We start from the raw sequence: 19,604 nt of genomic DNA, 5'->3' as shown, positions 1-19,604 counted from the left end.
TACATTGGCACACTATTGAGTTCTCAGACATCATTCGCACTAGTTAAACAACATTTAACCTGCTGTTTCTCTAAGCGACTGGAGTTCATACTCTAGCTAACAACATGATAGCTTGTCAACCCGGAGTTAATCTCTCCGCCAACCGCTTGTCGCGGCGACCCCGATAAATATACGCACGACCCCAAAGGTTGACAAATCGCCAGGTCAAAAAAGAAAACCGCCCACCAACGGTGGACGGTTTCACTAATTGAGGCGCTAGAAGCTCCTAAGCCAGGCGCGCACCGGCAAAGTTCTTCTTACCGCGACGCAGGACGAGCCAAGATCCGTGGAGCAGATCGTCAACTGCAGGCTCCCAGTCATCCGATTCAATGCGCTGGTTGTTGACGTAAGCGCCACCTTCCTTAATGGTGCGGCGCGCAGCGCCCTTGGAGTCAGCCAGACCGGAAGCCACCAGAAGATCAACGATGGTCCGCGGATCGCCTTCCGCAATCTCAGCGACTGTGGTTTCAGACAAAGCCCCAGTCAGGGTTTTCTTATCCAGTTCGGTGAGCTCCGCCTTGCCGAAGAGCGCCTGGGCAGCAAGCTCGACTGCCTTGGTTGCCTCCTCGCCATGCACCATGTTGGTCATCTCCTGAGCCAGGCGACGCTGCGCAGCACGCTTGTACGGCTCATCAGCCACGGCCTTCTCGTACTCAGCGATTTCTTCCTGATTCAGGAAGGTGAACCAACGAAGGTAATCGATGACCACAGAGTCACCAGCGTTGAGGAAGTACTGGTACCAGGAGTACGCGGAGGTCTTCTCCGGATCCAGCCACAGCTTGCCGCCACCCGTAGACTTACCGAACTTCTGCCCCTGGGCATCGGTAACCAGCGGAACGGTGAGCGCATGGACCTTAGCGTTATCCATGCGACGGTTCAGATCGACACCAGAGACAATGTTCCCCCACTGATCGCCGCCGCCAATCTGCAGCACGCAGTCGTACTCACGGTGCAGGTGCACGTAGTCGTTGGACTGCAGCAGCATATAGGAGAACTCGGTGTAGGAAATTCCGTCGGATTCCAGTCGGCGCTTGACGGTATCGCGGTCAAGCATCGTGTTCAGGGAAAAGTTCTTTCCGATATCACGCAGGAAGTCGATAACGGAAAGGCTCATGGTCCAATCAGCGTTGTTAACCATGATGGCGGCATTCTCGCCTTCAAAGTCCACAAAACGACGCAGCTGCTTCTGGATTGCCTGGAGGTTCTGCTCGATGACGTCCATGCTGAGCATGGAGCGCTCGCCGACGTCGCGCGGGTCACCAATGGTGCCCGTCGCACCACCTGCAACGGTGATTGGACGGTGCCCGAATTCCTGGAAGCGGCGCAGCATAATCATCGGCACTAGGTGCCCTGCGTGGAGGGAATCCCCCGTCGGGTCGAAGCCGCAGTACAAGGTAATCGGCTTTTCGCACTCTTCGTGCAGTGCGTCGAGGTCGGTGGACTGGTTGATGAGGCCGCGCCAAGACAGCTCGTCAATGATGTTCATAAAAGTCTTCCTAGTCTCTTCCTAGATTCGAGGTGCAGAAAAATTTGTTAGGCCCCAGCTTCTGCAGGCCATGCTTTTGCGTGATCAGCTAGCATCACTGGGATGTCATCTTCGATGGGATAGGCAATGCCGAGACGCTCATTAACCAGAACCTGTGCATCCTCGTTATAAGTCAGCGGTCCCTTGTCTTGGGGGCAGACCAAAATCTCTAGTAGCTGTGGATCAAGACTCATGGCGTTCATCCTACATCTCGGTACGTTTAGCGGCGGCTTCAACCCTGTGATGTGAAATGCACAAGCGAAAAGCCGGCCGCCTTCACGCATTGAAGATGACCGGCTTTTCTGGCTTAGGCCCCTGGAATAGCCGGAGTCTGTGCCCATTCCTTAAATTCCGCGGCGAGCTCGTCAACGCGTTCACGCTGTTCGGCGACGCGAACACCTGCGGTTCCGCCCTTGGTAGAACGCGAGGCTACTGCGCCATCGATGGTGAGTACGTCACGCACTGCCGGCAGCAAGCGCTTATCGACGCCGGCGAGCTCCTCGTCGCTGAGGTCCACTAGGTCCACTCCCCTTGCTTCGGCAATCTGAACGCACGCGCCCGAGGCCTCGTGCGCCTCACGGAATGGAACGCCTTGGCGAACCATCCACTCGGCGAGGTCCGTTGCCAGAGTGAATCCACGTGGGGCAAGCTCACGCATGCGGTCTTCGTGGAATTCCAAGGTGGAAACCAGGCCGGTCATGGCTGGCAGCAGCAGATTGAGCTGCGCCACCGAGTCAACAATCGGCTCTTTATCCTCTTGCAGGTCACGGTTGTAGGCCAAAGGCTGTGCCTTCAGCGTGGCCAACAATCCGGAGAGGTTGCCAATGAGGCGGCCCGTCTTACCACGGGTTAGCTCCGCAACATCGGGATTCTTCTTCTGAGGCATGATGGAAGAACCGGTCGACCAAGCATCATCCAGGGTGACGTAACCATATTCCGGAGTGCACCAATAGATGATTTCTTCCGCCAGGCGAGACATATCGACCGCGATCTGTGCCAAGACGAAAGCTGCCTCCGAGGCAAAGTCACGAGACGACGTTCCATCCAGAGAGTTCTCTGCGGCAGAATCGAAGCCCAGCTCCGCAGCTATTGCCTCTGGGTCGAGGTGCAGCGAAGAACCCGCCAGCGCGCCAGAGCCATAAGGCGATACTGCTAGGCGCTTGTCCAAATCTTTTAAGCGATCGACGTCGCGAAGCAAAGGTTGCGCGTGTGCCAACAGCTGGTGCGCCAGCAAGATAGGCTGCGCAGCCTGCGAGTGAGTCTTACCTGGCATGATTGCCTCCGGGTGCGCCGCCGCCTGCTGAGACAAAGCATCCACCAGATCAGTGACCTGCAAGGCAATATCGCGAATGGCATCGCGGACCCACATGCGAAACAGGGTTGCTACCTGGTCGTTGCGGGAACGACCCGCGCGCAGGCGGCCGCCGACCTCAGGCCCGACGATGTCGATAAGCCCGCGCTCCATCGCGCCGTGCACATCCTCGTCGGTGGGCAACGGGCGAAACTCGCCGGAGGCTACCTTCTCCCCCAGCTGCGTCAGGCCATCGAGCATGGTCTGCAGGTCGGCGTCGGAAAGCAGGCCTGCCTTGTGCAGCACCTTGGCGTGTGCCTTGGAAGCCAGGACATCATATGGCGCCAGGACCCAGTCGAAGTGAGTGGATACGGACAGGGCAAACATTGCCTCGGACGGGCCGCCGGTGAAGCGGCCGCCCCACAATGCGCCCTCGTTAGTCTTATGCATTATTTCTTTCCGGTTGGGAAACCGCCATCGCGGTCACGCTGGTTGGAGATCTGGGTGGACAGGCCATGCAGCTGGACAAAGCCCTTGGCCGCGGTCTGATCGAAGGCGTCGCCAGTGTCATAGGTGGCCAGGTCGAAGGAGTACAGAGACTCCCCCGAGCGGCGACCATTGACAGTTGCGGTGCCGGCGTGGAGAACCATGCGGATATCGCCGGTGACGTTCTCCTGGGAGGACTCGATGAAGGCATCCAGGGAACGCTTCAGCGGTGAGTACCAGAGGCCGTCGTAGACCTCTTCGCTCCAGCGGGCGTCGGTCAGGCGCTTATAACGTGCGAGCTCACGCTCGACGGTGACATCCTCCAGTGCCTCGTGAGCCTTGATGAGCACCATGGCACCCGGGGCCTCGTAGACCTCGCGGGACTTGATGCCTACGAGCCGGTCCTCAACCATGTCGAGACGGCCGACGCCTTGTGCACCCGCGCGGCGATTGAGCTCTTCGATTGCTTCCAGAACGGTCACCGGCTTACCGTCGATGGCGACGGGCTTGCCCTTTTCAAAGGAAATGATGACCTCATCGGGGGCGTTACCCAATGCCGGATCCTCGGTGTAGGCGTAAAGATCCTTTGTTGGCGGATTCCACAGATCCTCCAAAAAGCCGGTTTCTACCGCGCGGCCCCACACATTCTGGTCGATAGAAAATGGCGAGGATGCGGACTGCTCAATCGGCAGGTTGATCTCCTCCGCGAAGGCGATTGCCTTGTCACGAGTCCAGGCGTAATCACGCGCTGGCGCGATGATCTCTAGCGAAGGATCGAGTGCGCGGAAGGAAACCTCGAAGCGGACCTGATCGTTACCTTTGCCAGTGCAACCGTGGGAAACGTGTGTTCCGCCGTGCTCCTGCGCAGCTTTCACCAGGTGCTTGGTGATAAGCGGGCGGGAAATCGCAGAAACGAGCGGGTACTGCTTCATGTACATGCCGTTAGCCTTGATGGTAGGCAGGCAGTACTCTTCTGCGAATTCATCCTTAGCGTCAATGACGATGGACTCGACCGCGCCGCAATCGAGGGCGCGCTGGCGTACCGACTCCATATCCTCGCCACCCTGGCCAAGGTCAAGAGAGACAGCAACAACGTCGCCGCCCGTCATCTTAGCCAGGTAAGGGATCGCCACGGACGTATCCAGTCCGCCGGAATAAGCCAGTACAACACGTGCGCTCATAATCATTCTCCTTTGTTCATCTTCGAGCTACCGTTAATATTATACGATAGAACGTATAAAACCTAAATGTCGCGTGATATGAGCTTCTTCGCAAGTTCCTCGCCGGTGGTCGACTCGCGCGCGAGGACGAAAACAGTGTCATCACCAGCAATGCAGCCGACTACATCGCTCAAACCAACGCGGTCAATAAAGGAAGCCAAATACTGCGCAGCGCCGGCTGGAGTGCGCAGCATGGCGATGTTTCCTGAATGATCATGCGAGACAACAAGCTCGTCGAGCATGCGGCGCAGCTTCTCGCGAGGTCCGTTAAGTTGGTCTTCGAATTGCTCCAGCTCGCCGCCGACCATATAGAAGGAACGCCCGCCACCGCGCTTTACTTTCTTCGCACCGAGCTCGTCAAGATCGCGCGAAAGGGTTGCCTGGGTAATGTCGATTCCCTCATCAAGCAGCAGTTCAGAAAGCTGCACCTGGCTTGTAACGCGGGTGCGATCCAAAATTTCCAGGATCTTGGCTTGGCGCGCATTGCGCGTGGTCGGCGTCGTTGTCATCGCTAGAGAATTCTCCTTAAAACTCATGCCGGCAATCCGATATCCTCAAATGCGCTAAAGCATAGTGCATTAAATTCGCTTTCAAGCATAAACCTTCAGCGTGAAGGATTCCGGAATTGTCCCGGCGGGCGCCATTAACCTTGCGCACGCTCGAAAGTTGCACGGATATAGTCTGCGGATTCAGCCAACTTCTGGGTCTCCCATTCATCGAGCTTGGGGGCCAAGCGCTTTTCGACACCGCGGCGGCCGACAACCGATGGCATGGAAAGTGCAACATCGTCGATGCCGTATTCCCCCTCCAGCATGGAGCAGACCGGATGTACCGCCTTCTCATCCATCATGATCGATCGCGCAATCGCTACCGCGGAACGTGCTACACCGGCGTCGGTCCAGCCCTTTGCATTGAAGACGTCGTAGGCCGCGCCGACAACGGTTTCTTTGAGCTCTTCCCTACCTGGTAGCGAGCCGTGATGGAGCTCTTCAAGTTCTTCCCAGTCCAAGCCTTGGACGTTCAGTTTCGACAGCACTGGGAAGGCAGTCATGCCGTGTTCACCCATCATGTAACCGGTGACAGACTTTGGATCGATACCGAGCTCACGCCCTACAGCCCAGCGCAGACGCGCTGAATCGAGCATGGTGCCGGTACCAAAGAGTAGCGAGCGCGGGTAGTCGAACTCGCGGTGCGCAAGGGTAACCATTGCGTCCAGAGGATTGGTGATAAACAGGATGACCGCTTCACTCGTATGGGCAGTGATGCCTTCCATGACATTGCGAATTACGCGGCCGGAAGATACTGCCAACTCGGCACGGTCAGGAGCAGAACCCGGATTGTCCGGGTCCGGCTGCATGGACGCACCGGCAGAGACGATAATGAGGTCAGCATCAGCGCAGTCCGCGTAGGTACCGGCGTGGACGTGGATATGGTCAACGCCAGGCACGCCGGTGGATTGATCATGGTCCAGCGCCTCACCGTGTGCCACCTTTTCGTTAACATCGATTGCGGCGATATCCGCGAAAAGGCCAGACTCCATGGCATAAGCAAGGACCGAGGATCCAACGTGACCCAGGCCAATACAAACAAGCTTTGTGGTGTTTAGGTTCTTCATATTCCCGAGCATAAACCTCACGCCGGACACGTGGTGCTTTAGCTGACGGTGGCGTCGGAAAGCGCCAGCGCAAAGCGGTTAACCGCGGCGTCCAGCTCTGCCTCTTCAATCACCAGCGGCGGCGTCAAACGCACGACGGAATCATTCGGCGCATTCACAATTACTCCGTGCTTGAAGCCGGCGCTGACCACCTGTTTAGCCACCGGGCGTTCCAGAACCACGCCCAACATCAGGCCGCGACCGCGCACTTCTACTACGCCAGGCAACGCAGCTACGCGTTCTGCGAGCCGCTCTCCTTTGTTGCGTACCTCAGCAATGAACGCGGCATCGATAGTGTCCAGTACCGCATTTGCCGCCGCACACACAACGGGATTGCCGCCAAAGGTCGTGCCGTGGCTACCCGGAGTAAGCAAATCCTTCGCCGCGCCCCGTACGATGGTCGCGCCGATGGGCAGGCCCGCCCCCAAGCCTTTGGCCATGGTAATCACATCGGGCAAGATTCTCGCAGACTGGAAAGCGAAGAAGTCACCAGTACGCCCGACGCCAGTCTGAACCTCATCAACAATCAAGAGGAGCTCGTATTCATCGCATAACTGGCGCACCTTAACCAGAAATCCATCCGGCGCGGGAATCACTCCGGTCTCGCCTTGGATAGGCTCCAAAATGATTGCCGCGGTATTGGCTGGGTCCTGTTCCACCAATGTGCGCAGATATTCAATGTCGCCATAGGGATAAAATTCCACGCCAGCTGGCAGCGGCTCGAAAGGCGCCCGTTTGCCCGGCTGCCCCGTCATCGCGAGCGCGCCCATCGTACGCCCGTGGAATCCGTGGTGCGCCGCCAGCACCCGCTTCTTTCCAGTCAAGCGTGCTACCTTGAACGCAGCCTCGTTGGCCTCGGTACCGGAGTTGCAGAAGAATACCCGGGCATCGCTATCGCCCACCCTAGCCTTGAGCTTTTGCGCGACCTCAACCACAGGCTCACTCGCAAAAAGATTGGATACGTGCGCCAACTTAGCCACCTGCTGGCTTACCGCCTGAACTACGGCAGGATGCCCGTAGCCTAGTGAATTGACCGCAATGCCGGCCAGCATGTCGATGTAGGACTTCCCTTCTTCATCAACCACGGTAGATCCTGCACCTGAGACCAATCCGAGCGGCGGAGCGCCGTAGGTATTCGCGATCGCCTCGTTCCACTGCTTTAAAAACGAAGTCATGCGTTATCGTCCTTTCTAAAGACCGTTCCTTCCGGATAATCAGCGCGGTCATAGTTATCAGGCAGAATCATCGTTCCGATGCCGCCGGAGGTCAGCAGCTCTAGGACCACCGCATGCTCGGTGCGGCCATCAATAACGTGGGCCGCGTTTACCCCTGCCTCCACTGCTTTAAGGCAGGCCTCCATCTTGGGGATCATCCCGCTGTCTAAGGCGGGCAAGAGCTGCGAAAGCTCACTGCACTCAATCTTGGAGACCAAAGAATCGGAATCTGGCCAGTCGGTATAAAGCCCCTCCACGTTGGTTAGGACCACGAGCCTTTCCGCACCCACAGCGCTAGCGAGCGCACCCGCCGCGGTATCCGCATTCACGTTATAAATCTCGCCACCCCTACCGGGCGCAATGGTTGACACAACGGGAATCCTTCCTGCATCCACGATGTCCATCAAGGCTTCGGGGTTGACATCAGTAATATCGCCGACCAAACCGATGTTTGTCAGCTGCCCATCGATGTTGACCAGGCGCTTTTGGGCGCGAAATAGTCCTGCGTCCTCGCCCGAGGTGCCCACCGCGTAGGGCCCGTGGGAGTTAATGAGGTTGACCAATCCCCTGCCCACCTGGCCAAACAAGACCATCCGTACGACTTCCATCACCTCCGAGGTGGTTACCCGAAAGCCACCTTTGAATTCGCCCTCGATGCCAAGCCTGCCCAGCATCTGGTTGATCTGCGGGCCGCCGCCGTGGACGACAATCGGCTTCGCGCCTACCGCACGCAGAAACACCATGTCTGCCGCGAACGCCGCCTTGAGCCGCTCATCCACCATGGCGTTGCCGCCATACTTCACCACGACTATTTTGTCGCGATAATGCTGGAGCCACGGCAGTGCCTCCGCCAAGACCGTGGCCCGCTCCAAGTTCGTTAACTGCATAGTCTCCTCGCCTTTGCCTATTCCCCGAAGCTAAGAGCTATAGGCCGAGTTGATTTCGACGTACTGATGAGACAGATCCGTAGTCCGTACAAATGCTCGGCCTGGCCCGTTAAGACCTAAGTGAACGTGGACGTCAATATCGATTCCTGAAAGGTCCACCTCGCGCGCGCCGGGCGCGCCCGTGGAGTTGATGCAGACAGGCTGATTGTTGAAGGCAACAGAAATGTTTTCCGGATCCATATCCGCGTCCGCCATGCCCACTGCCGCAAGGACGCGGCCCCAACTGGGATCGGAGCCAAACATCGCACACTTGAACAGGTTATCCCGGCCCAGCGTCCGCGCAGCGGCAAGCGCCTGCTCATCGGTAGTGGTGCCCTCGACGGTGATTTTGACGCGCTTGGTCACCCCTTCCGCGTCGGCCTGCAGCTGGTCCGCAATGTCGGCGCAGGCCTGAACGACGGCCTCGTTAAGTTCATCCTGCGAAGGCTCGATGCCCGATACACCATTTGCCAAGATGATGACGGTGTCATTAGTCGAGGTCGAGCCATCAATATCTAAAGTATTGAAGGTCGCATCGCATGCCTTGTGCAGCGCTTGCTGCAAAGCAGCAGGAGTGGCCGCGGCGTCGGTTGTCAGGCACACGAGCATCGTTGCAAGCGAGGGCGCCATCATGCCCACGCCCTTGCCCATCGCACCCAGAGTCCATCCACCACCGTGCACCACAGCTTCCTTCGCCACGGTATCGGTGGTCATTATCGCCTCGGCGGCAGCGTGACCTCCTTCTGAGCTGAGTTGCCCCACGACGCCGCGAACGCCGCCCAATGTTTTATTCATCGGCAAAGGCTCGCCAATCAGCCCTGTGGAGCATACAGCGATATCTTGCCCGACAATTCCAGTTAGAGCAGCAAGTTCATCCACCATGGCTTGGGCATCTTTGTCGCCTTGCTTCCCGTTACAGGCGTTGGCGTTGCCCGAGTTATACAACACGGCCCTTACCTGCCCGTCTGCGACGGCGGCCTTGGAAAGTTTTACCGGTGAGGCAACGACCCGATTGCGGGTAAATACCGCCGCTGCATTAAAATGTGGGCCTTGATTTACAACGAGCGCCATATCTGATTTTCCAGATGGCTTAATCCCAGCAGTGGTTGCTCCCGCCACAAAACCTTTCGGCGCGGTAACGCCAGTTGGTTTGGTCACGGGCACTCCTGGCGTGGTGGGTGATAGTGACATGATCTTCTCCTAATTAAAAAGGTGGCTATTAATAACCGCCTAGGGCGCGACGGCCACTTGTGGCAGGCCGGCGGCTTCTTCAAGCCCTAGCGCGAGATTCATACATTGAACGGCGGCACCGGCGGTGCCCTTGGTCAGATTGTCGAGCGCAACAGTGATGAGCAATCGTCGGGCACGACCGTCCACATGAGCGTGGATATGCACCATGTTGGAGCCCACTACGTTCTGCGTTTCTGGCTGGATTCCTTCTGGCAAAACCAAGCAAAAAGGCTCGTCCTTGTAGAAGTCCGCGAAGGCTTTGTGCACCTGGGAGGCATCCACTCCTCCGGCAAGAGGAGCGCTGATAGTGGCCAAAATCCCCCGCACCAGCGGGGCCAAGACCGGAGTAAAGCTGAGGTTGAGCTCAGCGTCACCGTGCACGAAAGGCGCCAGGTTCTGCACCATCTCCGGGGTATGGCGGTGCGTGCCGCCCGGCGAATAGGCGCGCAAACTGCCCATGGTCTCAGTACCAAGCAACCCCACTGCGGCCTTCTTGCCTGCGCCGGAAACGCCAGTAACCGCAACCACGTTGAGCTCAGGTTCGATGAGCTCCTGCGCCAAGGCCGGCACAGCACCCAAAGTCACGGCGGTGGGAAAGCATCCCGGCACCGCTACCTGCGATGCCCCCTGCAGCTGTGCGCGATTTCCAGGCAGCTCTGGGATGCCATAGGGCCATGCGCCTGCATAATCCTCACCATAAAATTCCCGCCAGTCTTCTTCGCTCCGGAGGCGGAAATCGGCCGCGCAATCAATCAACACCGGCACGGCGACGCCGGTGCTTTGCGACGCCGCCTCAATCTCCCGCGCCAACTTCGCCGAGTGTCCGTGCGGCAGCGCCAGGAAGACCACCGAATGCCCAAGCAGGTTTTCCGCCGCAATGTCTTGAATAGTATTCCCCCACACCTGCGGCGCATTTGGCACGACCTGCGCCACCGGTTGCCCGGCTGTGGAGTGCCCACAGAGGGCGCCAATCCGCAGCTTACCGGACAAATATGCTGGATGGGACAAGAGCAGGCGCAGAATCTCGCCGCCTGCATATCCGGAAACGCCCGCGATGGCTACTGAAATACTCATGCGGGAAACAATAACAAGTTATGCAAGGCGCTGCAATATATACGAGGAGTCTTTTATATCGCTCCAAAACGCAAAGTGCCTCCCGCGGCCCTCCTCTAACAATTGAGTGGAGAAGAAAGCCAAGCGGGAGGCACTAAACACTGAGCCTGAGGGCCTCCACCCTCGAGCCACAGCTTAGGAGTAAATCAGCACCTGAGTTACCAGCATGATGCCGCCGAAGACCAGAAGGAAGACCATCATCGGCCAGACGAAGCGCAGCCAGTGCGTGTACTTCATCTTCAGCATCTGCAGCGTTGCCATGACCAGGCCGGTCGGGCAGATGAACAGCATTGCATACTGTCCCCACTGATAAGCACAGACCACAATCCAACGGTCGATGCCCACCGTATCTGCCAGCGGCGCCATAATCGGCATGGACAGCACAGCTAGGCCGGAGGAGGAAGGAACAACGAAGCCCAGCAGGAAGAAGATGATCATCAGCATGATGATGAAGACTGGACCATGCATTCCCTCAACCAGGTTGGTTGCAGAGTTCAGCAGTGTATCGGAGATATGACCATCATTGAGCACCAGGTTGATGCCGCGGGCCAGACCGATAATCAGGGAAACGCCGACCAGGCTGGAAGCACCCTCAGTGAAGGCGTCGCAAAGCTCAGCTTCGCCCAAGCGATTCTCACCGGTTGCCGCAATGAACATGATGGCCAGGGCCACCGTGAGGAATGCGGCCGCCATCGTTGGGAACCACCAGCCCTGGGACATAACACCCCAGACCATCAACGGGAACGCGATAGCGAAGAGGATGAGGATGACCTTCTGACGAAGGTCGAACTTCTTAACGTCACCGGTGGCGTCCATGGACCACTGGCCCTCAAAGACTTCCTTATCCTCCAGGACATAGGAGAAGTTCGGGTCTGCCTTGAGGCGACGCGCATACCAAGCCATGTAGCTAATCACCACGATGCCGCCGACGACACAGCCGACCAGACGCCATACGATGCCGTCTGTGAAGTTGATACCCGCCGCGTTCGACGCGATAACAACCGAGAACGGGTTAATCGTAGAGAACGCCGTACCCATGGAACCTGCCAGGAAGATGGCGCCCACCACGACGATGGCGTCATAGCCTAGCGAGATAAAGATTGGGGCGAGGATTGGGTAAAAAGCAACAGCTTCCTCCTCCAAGCCACAGGCGGAACCGCCCATCACCATCAGCACGGAGACCACGACGACGAGCAGGAACTCGTGCCCCTTCGTCTTCTTGGTCAGTGCGACCAGGCCCGACTCGAAAGCGCCCGTTGCGCGGACCACGCCAATGAGGCCACCCAGCACGAGGATGAACACGATGATGTCAACGGCCTCGATGGTGCCCTGCACCATGCTGACCGGGATATCCCACAGACCAGCCGGGTTCTGCGTGACATGCTCATAAGTGCCCGGGACGGAAACTGCCTGCGTCAGTGCACCAGAGGTGAACTGATCGATGTTGATCTGCACGCCCAGGCTATCGAGAGTCTTCTGCGTAGCGTCCAGAACGTCGACCGAACCATCAGGGTTGGTCACGTTCAGCTTGCCCGAGTCAGGGTCATACATCAGCTTCGAATACGAGCCTGCCGGAACCAGCCAGGTGGCGATTGCAGAAATGACCGTCAGGGCAAACAGAATCGTAAAAGCAGACGGAACTGAGAAGTGAAACCTCCGCCTCTTCTTGCGGTCTGTATCCTTCTCTTTCATTGGCGCGGTCATGGCGCCTTCCTTTCATGTGATAAAAGGCCGGGGAAGCCAGCACATACTGTCTTACCCGGCCAATAAACTTCTCCTAAGAGGTTATAACGGTTCCGACGGAACCAGTCATGGCTTCACCGGCATGTTCGAGCGAGGTGATGATTGCTCGACGGCCGGCGCCCGAACGGGCGAACTCCAAGCAGGCTTCCACCTTCGGCAGCATTGAGCCTGGTGCAAAGGCTGCATCATCAATCAGCTTCTCTACCTCGTCAACGGTGACCTTCTCCAGAGCCTTTTGTTCTGGGGTGTTAAAGCCGGAGTAGGCGTAGTCAACTGCGGTGAGAATCAACAGGGTGTCCGCCTCAATCTGCTGGGCGATAAGAGCCGCGGTGCGGTCCTTGTCGATGACTGCGGTGACACCGCTGAGCTGGCCTTCCTTGCGGACGACTGGGATGCCGCCGCCACCGGCTGCGATGGCAATGCCACCGGAGCCCAGGATGTTGGCGATGCTCCTTGCCTCTACAACCTCGATAGGAAGTGGCGAGGCAATGACCCAACGCCAGCCGCGGCCGGAATCCTCGACGTAGGTGTTGCCGGTTTCCTTAGCCAACCGCTTTGCCTCTTCCTCGCTGTAGTACACACCGATGGGCTTGGTTGGGTTATCAAAAGCCGGGTCGTTTTCGTCGACAACCGTCTGTGTAATGAGGGAATAGCAGTCGCGCTCGAGGTTCCGCATGCGCAGCACATTCTCAATAGCCTGCTGGAGGTGGTATCCGATGTAGCCTTCGGACATTGCACCGCACTCGGCGAAAGGAATCTCTGGCGTGGTTCCCTCCTGGTGTGAGAAGTCGGAGGAAACCTTAATCATGCCAACCTGTGGACCGTTGCCGTGGGTAACCACGACCTCGTGGCCGGCCTCGATGAGGTCAACGATTGAGTCGGCGGTCTGGCGGATTGCTTCCAGCTGCTCGGTTGGGGTGTTTCCAAGGGCGTTGCCACCTAGGGCAACGACAACACGTCGCTTTTCCATTGCACTTTCTCCTGGTGAAAAGACCTTGATTTTCTAGGACAAGGTGGCGTACATGACCGCCTTGATGGTGTGCAGACGATTCTCTGCCTCATCGAAGACCTTGGAGTAAGCGGACTCGAAGACCTCGTCGGAGACCTCCATCTCGCTGACGCCGAGCTTCTCGGAAATTTCCTTGCCAATAACGGTCTTGACGTCGTGGAAGGAAGGCAGGCAGTGCATGAAGATGGCGTCGTCGGCAGCCATTGCCATGACATCCTTGGTGACACGGTATGGCTCGAGCAGCTTGACGCGCTCCTCCCAGAGCTCAGCCGGCTCACCCATGGACAGCCAGATGTCGGTGTAGATGACGTGAGCGTCGGTGCAGGCTTCCTTGACGTCTTCGGTCAGGGTGACGGAGCCGCCGGTCTCGGCTGCAATCTTGGTGCACTCCTCGACCAGGCCATCTTCTGGCATCTGTGCCTTCGGGCCACAAGCAACGAAGTGCATGCCGAGCTTTGCACAGACAACCATGAGGGAGTTTGCAACGTTGTTGCCTGCATCGCCCATGAAGACCAGCTTCAGACCCTTCAGGCCCTGTGGGAAGTTCTCCTCTACAGTGAGCATGTCTGCAATCATCTGGGTTGGGTGGAACTCGGTGGTCAGGCCGTTCCAGACTGGAACGCCTGCGTTTGCGCCCAAGTCCTCAACAATCTCCTGGGCGAAGCCGCGGTACTCGATGCCGTCATACATGCGGCCCAGCACGCGAGCGGTGTCCTCGATGGACTCTTTCTTGCCCATCTGCGAGCTATCCGGCGCCAAGTAGGTAACGCCCATGCCAAGGTCGGAGCCGGCAACCTCGAATGCACAGCGGGTACGGGTCGAGGTCTTCTCGAAGAGGAGGACGATGTTCTTGCCCTCGAGGTAGCGGTGCGGCACACCGGCCATCTTCATTTCTTTGAATTGCTTGGAGAGGCGGATAAGGTAGCGAATCTCGTCTGGGGTGTAGTCCAAAAGCTTGAGGAAGTTACGTCCGCTGAGGCTTACTGGCATTGTTGCCAACTCCTTTCTTTAATAGGGCCTTTTACCCTATTTTCACTCCGGCTACTCCCCTTCAATTCACACTCATGGGGTGCGCCGGCCGAACCCGGAAGCCTTGTGCTTCTCATCTGAAGTTCTGGCTTTATCGTGACTCGATTTCCCCGCCCGAGCAAGCGCTAATCGAGCTTATTTTTCATTAAATCCGGAGTTGACCGCCACTAAACCCGGTTTAAACCACGTTTGAACTGCAGGTTTACGCGCAAAGCTTAGATTGTGATATACATCTCTTTTTCTACATTTGGTAACACAACGTACAAATTAACCCGGTTTAAACCGCTGCCCAAACGCGAGCAAAAGCCGGTTACATTACCCCTGACCAGTACCCCTCAACCAATAGGTCACGAGACTCGTAGGATGACTTTTTCAAAATATTGTGAACGTGGACCTTTACGGTAGAAAGCGAGATGCCGAGTTCGTCCGCGATCTCGCGATTGCTCTTGCGGGCAAGCACCAGGCCGGCCACTTCACGCTCGCGCTTCGAAAGGCCATGGGCCTCCGAAAAGCGCTCAAGGCTGCGCTCGTGAAAGTCATCCGCTGCCGCATCTGCGATTGGCTTAACCGCCGCATCCGCACCAACGTGGCGCAGAACCACTCGCGCATGAGAGATGACCGCCCAGCCGATGGCAACGATTAGAACGTTTTCCATAAAATTGCGCTCCGGCAAGAATGAGAGCACATCGGGCCCGGCAGCCTCCCAGTCAAAGATGAGCTGATAGTAAACGTTCTCTGCCACCACCAGCACGGCACAGATAGCAACCTGGAAGAAGAGATGGCGGTAGGAATAAAGGCGTGCGCGCTCCGCGGGATCATTCGCGCGCAAGTAGCAGCCAAAGCCATAGCAAAGTAGAAATGCCAGCGTGATAGGCCGCATGTTGAAGAAAAGGAACTGGCGTAGTGCCGGGTCCTCTACTGCCCATAAGGCCGCGACGCTGCCTATCAGGAACAGCCCAACGCAGGCATGCGGCAGAAAGCGCCAGCCATTTAAGTAGCGCTGCACCACGATGGCCATCACAGCCATCATCACGCCACCCAGCAATATCGACTCGAAAGGCGCCGTAATTGCGTAGACAGAAACCTCACGGTTAGCCATCCCGCCGTGGATGAACTGCGTTCGAAAGACAAGCGCTATATCGAAGGCATAGACGCCGAAGAATACCGCCAACAGTTTGAAGACTTGGGAGCGGGTGGCCACCAGGCATCCCACGCAGACTCCGGCGACCAGGACGCTGGCTAGCAGCATGCAGATAGTGAAATAGAAGACGGCATACTCTAGCACCAGCACCTACTTTCCCAGCAGCGAGAGAGAAACTGCCGGTCTCAAGTCACGTTCAATAGCGGGAGTAAGTCTAGCTCAGAAGGTTAAGGATTGATAAGAAAAGGCCGCGCAGCCACCCCATAGAAAAGGTGATCTGCGCGGCCCTTTTACGACGAGCTAGAGTTCGGCAGCTGAACCGAGCTTAAGCGCGCATCTGCGCACCCAAACGCTGCTCGGCCAACTTCGCTGCAGCCAGACGGTGTTCGTTGGCCTCCTCGTCAGTCAGCGTGCGGTCAGAGGCGCGGAAGATCAGCTGGAAGGCGAGTGACTTCTTGCTCTCACCCAGCTGCTCACCGCGGAAGACGTCGAAAAGCTCAACGCCCTCGAGCAGTTCGCCGGCGCCTTCTTCCACGACCTTACGCACGGACTCAGCAGGAGTGTCTTCGTCGACTACCAACGCGATGTCTTGGTGCAGTGCCGGGAATGCAGACAGAACCGGAGCCGGGAACATCTCCTCAGTAGGTAGCGCGTTTACATCCATCTCCATCGCGCAGGTGCGTGCCGGCAGGTTCAGTGCCTCGAGGATCTCTGGATGCAGCTCGCCTGCATGGCCCACGACGACGCTTTCACCATCGACGACAGCCTTGATCGCTGCACAACGGCCCGGGTGCCACGGCAGCTCGGAGGCAGCCTCTACCTCGATCTCTACGCCGGCCGCGCGAGCGACCAGGCGCGCAGACTCAATGGCATCGGCGTAGGTGTAGGCGCGACCCTTGCCCCATGGGCCCTCGTGCTCGACGTTGCCGGTAGCAACGGTAGCCACGTGCAGCGGCTGATGCGGAAGGGAGTCGCGCAGCTGCTGCACTGTAGCGTCGCTAGGACGCTGCGCAACGGAAGGCATCTCGGAAGCGTCCGCACGCTTGAAGGAAACCTGCTGCAGGCCGTACAACGCGAGGTCGTTACGGCCACGAGCAACGTTGCGTGCAACTGCTTCGAGCATGTTCGGCAGCAAGGTGGTGCTCAGAATCGCCTTGTCTGACTCGAGCGGGTTCTGCACGGAAACGGTCTTGCGGCGCTCGTCATCGCCTTCCAGGCCCCAGACATCGAAAGTGTTGTTGGCGATGAACGGCGAAGGCAGCACCTCAGCGTAGCCTGCATATGCCAGGCCGTGACCGATAGCGCGGCGACGCTTCTGAGCCGGGGTCAGACCACGGCCACCAAATGGGGTCGGCAGGATGGTCGGGATATCTTCCAAGCCCTCCAGACGCAGGACCTCCTCGATGAGATCAACGTCCATGGTGATGTCGGTGCGCCAGGTAGCCGGGGTAACCAGCAGGTTGTCACCGGACTCCTCAACCTCGCAGCCGACCTCTTGGAGACGGTTCACGATGGTCTCACCGCAGTATTCAACACCGGCGTACTCGCTCGGCTTGGTAGCGCGCATGGTGATCTGCTGCGGACGAGCGACCTCGCCGACCAGGGTGCGGCCGGCTTCGATGGTTCCGCCAGCGATCTGCACGAGCAGTGCACAGGCGACGTCGAGTGCGACCTCAACGATGGCCGGATCTACGCCTCGCTCGAAGCGGCGGGATGCCTCAGAAGACAGTTTGTGGCGGCGCGAGGTGCGAGCCACGGTGATGGAATCCCAGTTTGCGGCCTCGAAGTAGACGTTGGTGGTGCCGTTTTCGCCCTCGGTAATCTCCGAGCTCGTTCCGCCCATCACGCCGGCCAGGGACTGGATACCGTTGTCGTCGCAGATAACTACGTCTTCGGCGTCCAGGGTGCGCTCAACGTGGTCAAGGGTCTCGAACTTCTCCCCTGCCTGCGCGTTACGTACAACAAGGTCGCCAGAAATCTGATCGGCGTCGAAAGCGTGCATCGGCTGGCCGAGCAGCAGCATGACGTAGTTGGTTACGTCGGTTGCTGGGTTAACAGGGCGTTGGCCTGCCAGCATGAGCTCGCGCTCCATCCAGAACGGAGTGCGCGCGGTCGGGTCAATGCCAGTGACCTTCCGCAGGCCAAAGCGCTGTGCCTTGGTCTCCTCGCGCAGCTCAACATTGATGAGTGAGCCACTAGCCTCCGGCACGGCGCTGACATCGATGCCAGCAACGGAAGGGTCCTGCGCCGGGCACGCGTAATCGAGGCCGAAGGCCGAAGCAACCTCGCTGCCGAGGCCGCGCAGGGAAAGCGCGTAGCCACGGTCCGGAGTGATGTTGACGTCGAAGACAGTATCGTCCAGCCCCAAGAACGGACGGGCATCCTGGCCGACTTTGTCCGCGAACTCCTCGCCCAAGGTGATGATTCCATCGGACTTCTCAGCGATGCCCAACTCGGCCGCGGAGCACATCATGCCCGCAGAGATCTTGCCGTAGGTCTCACGTGCGGAGATCTTGAAGCCGCCTGGCAGCTCAGCACCTGGCAGGGAGACTACGACGTAGTCCCCCAAGCGGAAGTTGCGCGCACCACAAATAATGCCTTGGAGCTCGCCGGTGCCGTTAGCGTCGCCGACATTGATCTGGCAATAACGGATTGGCTTCTTGAAGCCCTCGAGCTCCTCGAAGGAGTCAACGTGGCCGATAACGAGCGGGCCGGTGATTTCTGGCAGGCCCTCGTAGCCCTCGGTCTCAAAGCCGACGCGAACGAAACCAGCGTCAAGTTCTTCCGGGGTGGCTGACCAGCCGAGATTTTTCGCGCCAAGCAACCTGGTTACCCAGCTCTGGGAAATAAGCATTGTGTCTAGATTCCTTCCTAATTGCGGGGTAAACGGTTATGCCTGGACGCCGAACGGCAGGGTGAAACGAACGTCGCCCTCGACCATGTCGCGCATATCGGTCAGGCCGTTGCGGAACTGCAGGGTGCGCTCTAGGCCCATGCCGAAAGCGAATCCGGTGTATTCCTCCGGGTCAACGCCTACTGCGCGCAGGACGTTCGGGTTGACCATGCCGCAGCCGCCCCACTCGATCCAACCGGCGCCGCCCTTCTTGTTCGGGAACCAGACGTCAACCTCAGCGGAAGGCTCGGTGAATGGGAAGTAGTTAGTGCGCATGCGCGTCTTGGTCTCTGGACCAAACAGCACCTTCGCCAGGTGATCCAGAGTGCCGCGCAGGTGTGCCATGGTAAGCCCCTTGTCCACTGCCAGGCCTTCGACCTGGTGAAAGACTGGAGTGTGGGTGGCATCGAGCTCGTCGGTACGGAAGACACGGCCCGGGCAAGCAATGTAGAGCGGAACATCGCGGTCCAACATGGTGCGTACCTGCACCGGTGAGGTGTGCGTGCGCAGAACCTGTCGCGAATCTTCCTTACCCACGTGGAAGGTATCCTGCAGGGTACGTGCCGGGTGGTCAGGCTTGAAGTTCAGTGCGTCGAAGTTAAAGTACTCAGCCTCAACCTCAGGCCCCTCGGCGATCTCCCAGCCCATGCCAACAAAGATGTCAGCAATGCGCTCCGAAAGCGCGGTGATTGGGTGAAGCGCACCGGTCTGGTTGCGGGTGGTCGGGATGGTCACGTCGACGGTCTCTGCCGCCAGCTGCGCCTTCCGTGCCTCTGCTTCCAGCTGCTGCTGGACCTGGGCAAAGCGCTTTTCGACGCGCCCGCGCGCCATGTTGACGTTCTTGCCTGCGTCTTTGCGCTGGTCCTTTGGCAGGCTGCCAAGCATGGTGCGTGCCTGTGGGATATAGCCCTGCTCGCCCAAGTGCTCGCGGCGAGCGGCAGCCAGCTCATCGAGGCTTGTAGCAGCGTCAAATGCGGCTATGGCGGAATCGGCAGCCGCGCCCAGCGCGGCTTCGGTCAATTCGATCTGAGATGTGTCGGACACGTGCCTTGAAACCTTCTTCTTGCGCGAAAACTAACGGCGCTAATCAT

The 19,604-nt window shown here is 58.3% G+C and carries 16 protein-coding genes; all 16 read right to left on the bottom strand.

Translation table 11 applies throughout. From position 1 onward, the window contains the following. Positions 1-265 precede the first annotated feature (265 nt). Positions 266-1,525, bottom strand: coding sequence for a tyrosine--tRNA ligase (tyrS, locus tag HMPREF3155_RS09645; RefSeq protein WP_070433194.1), 1,260 nt, complete (start codon positions 1,523-1,525; stop codon positions 266-268). A gap of 47 nt (positions 1,526-1,572) precedes the next feature. Further along, on the bottom strand, positions 1,573-1,758 hold the full coding sequence (locus HMPREF3155_RS09640; protein ID WP_062034932.1) for a Trm112 family protein: 186 nt from the start codon (positions 1,756-1,758) through the stop codon (positions 1,573-1,575). Positions 1,759-1,871: 113 nt separating this feature from the next. Next, positions 1,872-3,305 (bottom strand): argininosuccinate lyase, encoded by a 1,434-nt coding sequence (gene argH, locus HMPREF3155_RS09635; RefSeq protein ID WP_070433193.1) that lies wholly within the window; start codon positions 3,303-3,305, stop codon positions 1,872-1,874. Continuing rightward, positions 3,305-4,522, bottom strand: coding sequence for an argininosuccinate synthase (locus tag HMPREF3155_RS09630; RefSeq protein ID WP_070433192.1), 1,218 nt, complete (start codon positions 4,520-4,522; stop codon positions 3,305-3,307). Before HMPREF3155_RS09630 ends, argH begins: the two co-directional genes overlap by 1 nt. Positions 4,523-4,584: 62 nt before the next feature. Then, on the bottom strand, positions 4,585-5,097 hold the full coding sequence (locus HMPREF3155_RS09625) for an arginine repressor (protein WP_256374631.1): 513 nt from the start codon (positions 5,095-5,097) through the stop codon (positions 4,585-4,587). A gap of 107 nt (positions 5,098-5,204) precedes the next feature. After that, a complete protein-coding gene (locus tag HMPREF3155_RS09620; protein ID WP_148138235.1) occupies positions 5,205-6,176 on the bottom strand; it encodes a lactate/malate family dehydrogenase in 972 nt (323 codons plus the stop codon). 38 nt (positions 6,177-6,214) lie between these two features. Further along, a complete protein-coding gene (locus HMPREF3155_RS09615) occupies positions 6,215-7,390 on the bottom strand; it encodes an acetylornithine transaminase (protein ID WP_070433189.1) in 1,176 nt (391 codons plus the stop codon). After that, entirely contained in the window at positions 7,387-8,316 is a 930-nt protein-coding gene (gene argB / locus HMPREF3155_RS09610) for an acetylglutamate kinase (RefSeq protein ID WP_070433188.1), read from the bottom strand. The genes HMPREF3155_RS09615 and argB overlap by 4 nt, the downstream gene beginning before the upstream one ends. 30 nt (positions 8,317-8,346) lie before the next feature. Next, positions 8,347-9,546: a bifunctional glutamate N-acetyltransferase/amino-acid acetyltransferase ArgJ gene (argJ, locus tag HMPREF3155_RS09605; protein ID WP_070433187.1), complete on the bottom strand. Its 1,200-nt coding sequence runs from the start codon at positions 9,544-9,546 to the stop codon at positions 8,347-8,349. A gap of 39 nt (positions 9,547-9,585) precedes the next feature. After that, complete coding sequence (gene argC, locus HMPREF3155_RS09600; RefSeq protein ID WP_070433186.1) at positions 9,586-10,659, bottom strand: N-acetyl-gamma-glutamyl-phosphate reductase; 1,074 nt, start codon at positions 10,657-10,659, stop codon at positions 9,586-9,588. A gap of 174 nt (positions 10,660-10,833) precedes the next feature. After that, positions 10,834-12,402 carry a YfcC family protein gene (locus HMPREF3155_RS09595; RefSeq protein WP_062038954.1) on the bottom strand — a complete coding sequence of 523 codons (1,569 nt, stop codon included), beginning with the start codon at positions 12,400-12,402 and terminating at the stop codon, positions 10,834-10,836. 73 nt (positions 12,403-12,475) lie between these two features. Beyond that, complete coding sequence (gene arcC, locus HMPREF3155_RS09590) at positions 12,476-13,411, bottom strand: carbamate kinase (RefSeq protein ID WP_062038951.1); 936 nt, start codon at positions 13,409-13,411, stop codon at positions 12,476-12,478. A gap of 33 nt (positions 13,412-13,444) precedes the next feature. Continuing rightward, on the bottom strand, positions 13,445-14,440 hold the full coding sequence (argF, locus tag HMPREF3155_RS09585; RefSeq protein ID WP_049147601.1) for an ornithine carbamoyltransferase: 996 nt from the start codon (positions 14,438-14,440) through the stop codon (positions 13,445-13,447). 349 nt (positions 14,441-14,789) lie between these two features. Continuing rightward, entirely contained in the window at positions 14,790-15,770 is a 981-nt protein-coding gene (locus tag HMPREF3155_RS09580; RefSeq protein ID WP_070433185.1) for a helix-turn-helix transcriptional regulator, read from the bottom strand. 175 nt (positions 15,771-15,945) lie between these two features. Continuing rightward, entirely contained in the window at positions 15,946-18,474 is a 2,529-nt protein-coding gene (pheT, locus tag HMPREF3155_RS09575; protein ID WP_070433184.1) for a phenylalanine--tRNA ligase subunit beta, read from the bottom strand. 36 nt (positions 18,475-18,510) lie between these two features. Next, the gene (gene pheS, locus HMPREF3155_RS09570; protein ID WP_070433183.1) at positions 18,511-19,557 is read right to left on the bottom strand and encodes a phenylalanine--tRNA ligase subunit alpha; all 1,047 of its coding nucleotides are present in this window, start codon (positions 19,555-19,557) and stop codon (positions 18,511-18,513) included. Between the last annotated feature and the right edge of the window lie 47 nt (positions 19,558-19,604).

The organism is Corynebacterium sp. HMSC06D04, assembly GCF_001807315.1.
Taxonomy (GTDB): domain Bacteria; phylum Actinomycetota; class Actinomycetes; order Mycobacteriales; family Mycobacteriaceae; genus Corynebacterium; species Corynebacterium simulans.
This window is presented reverse-complemented; position numbering and strand designations above follow the sequence as displayed.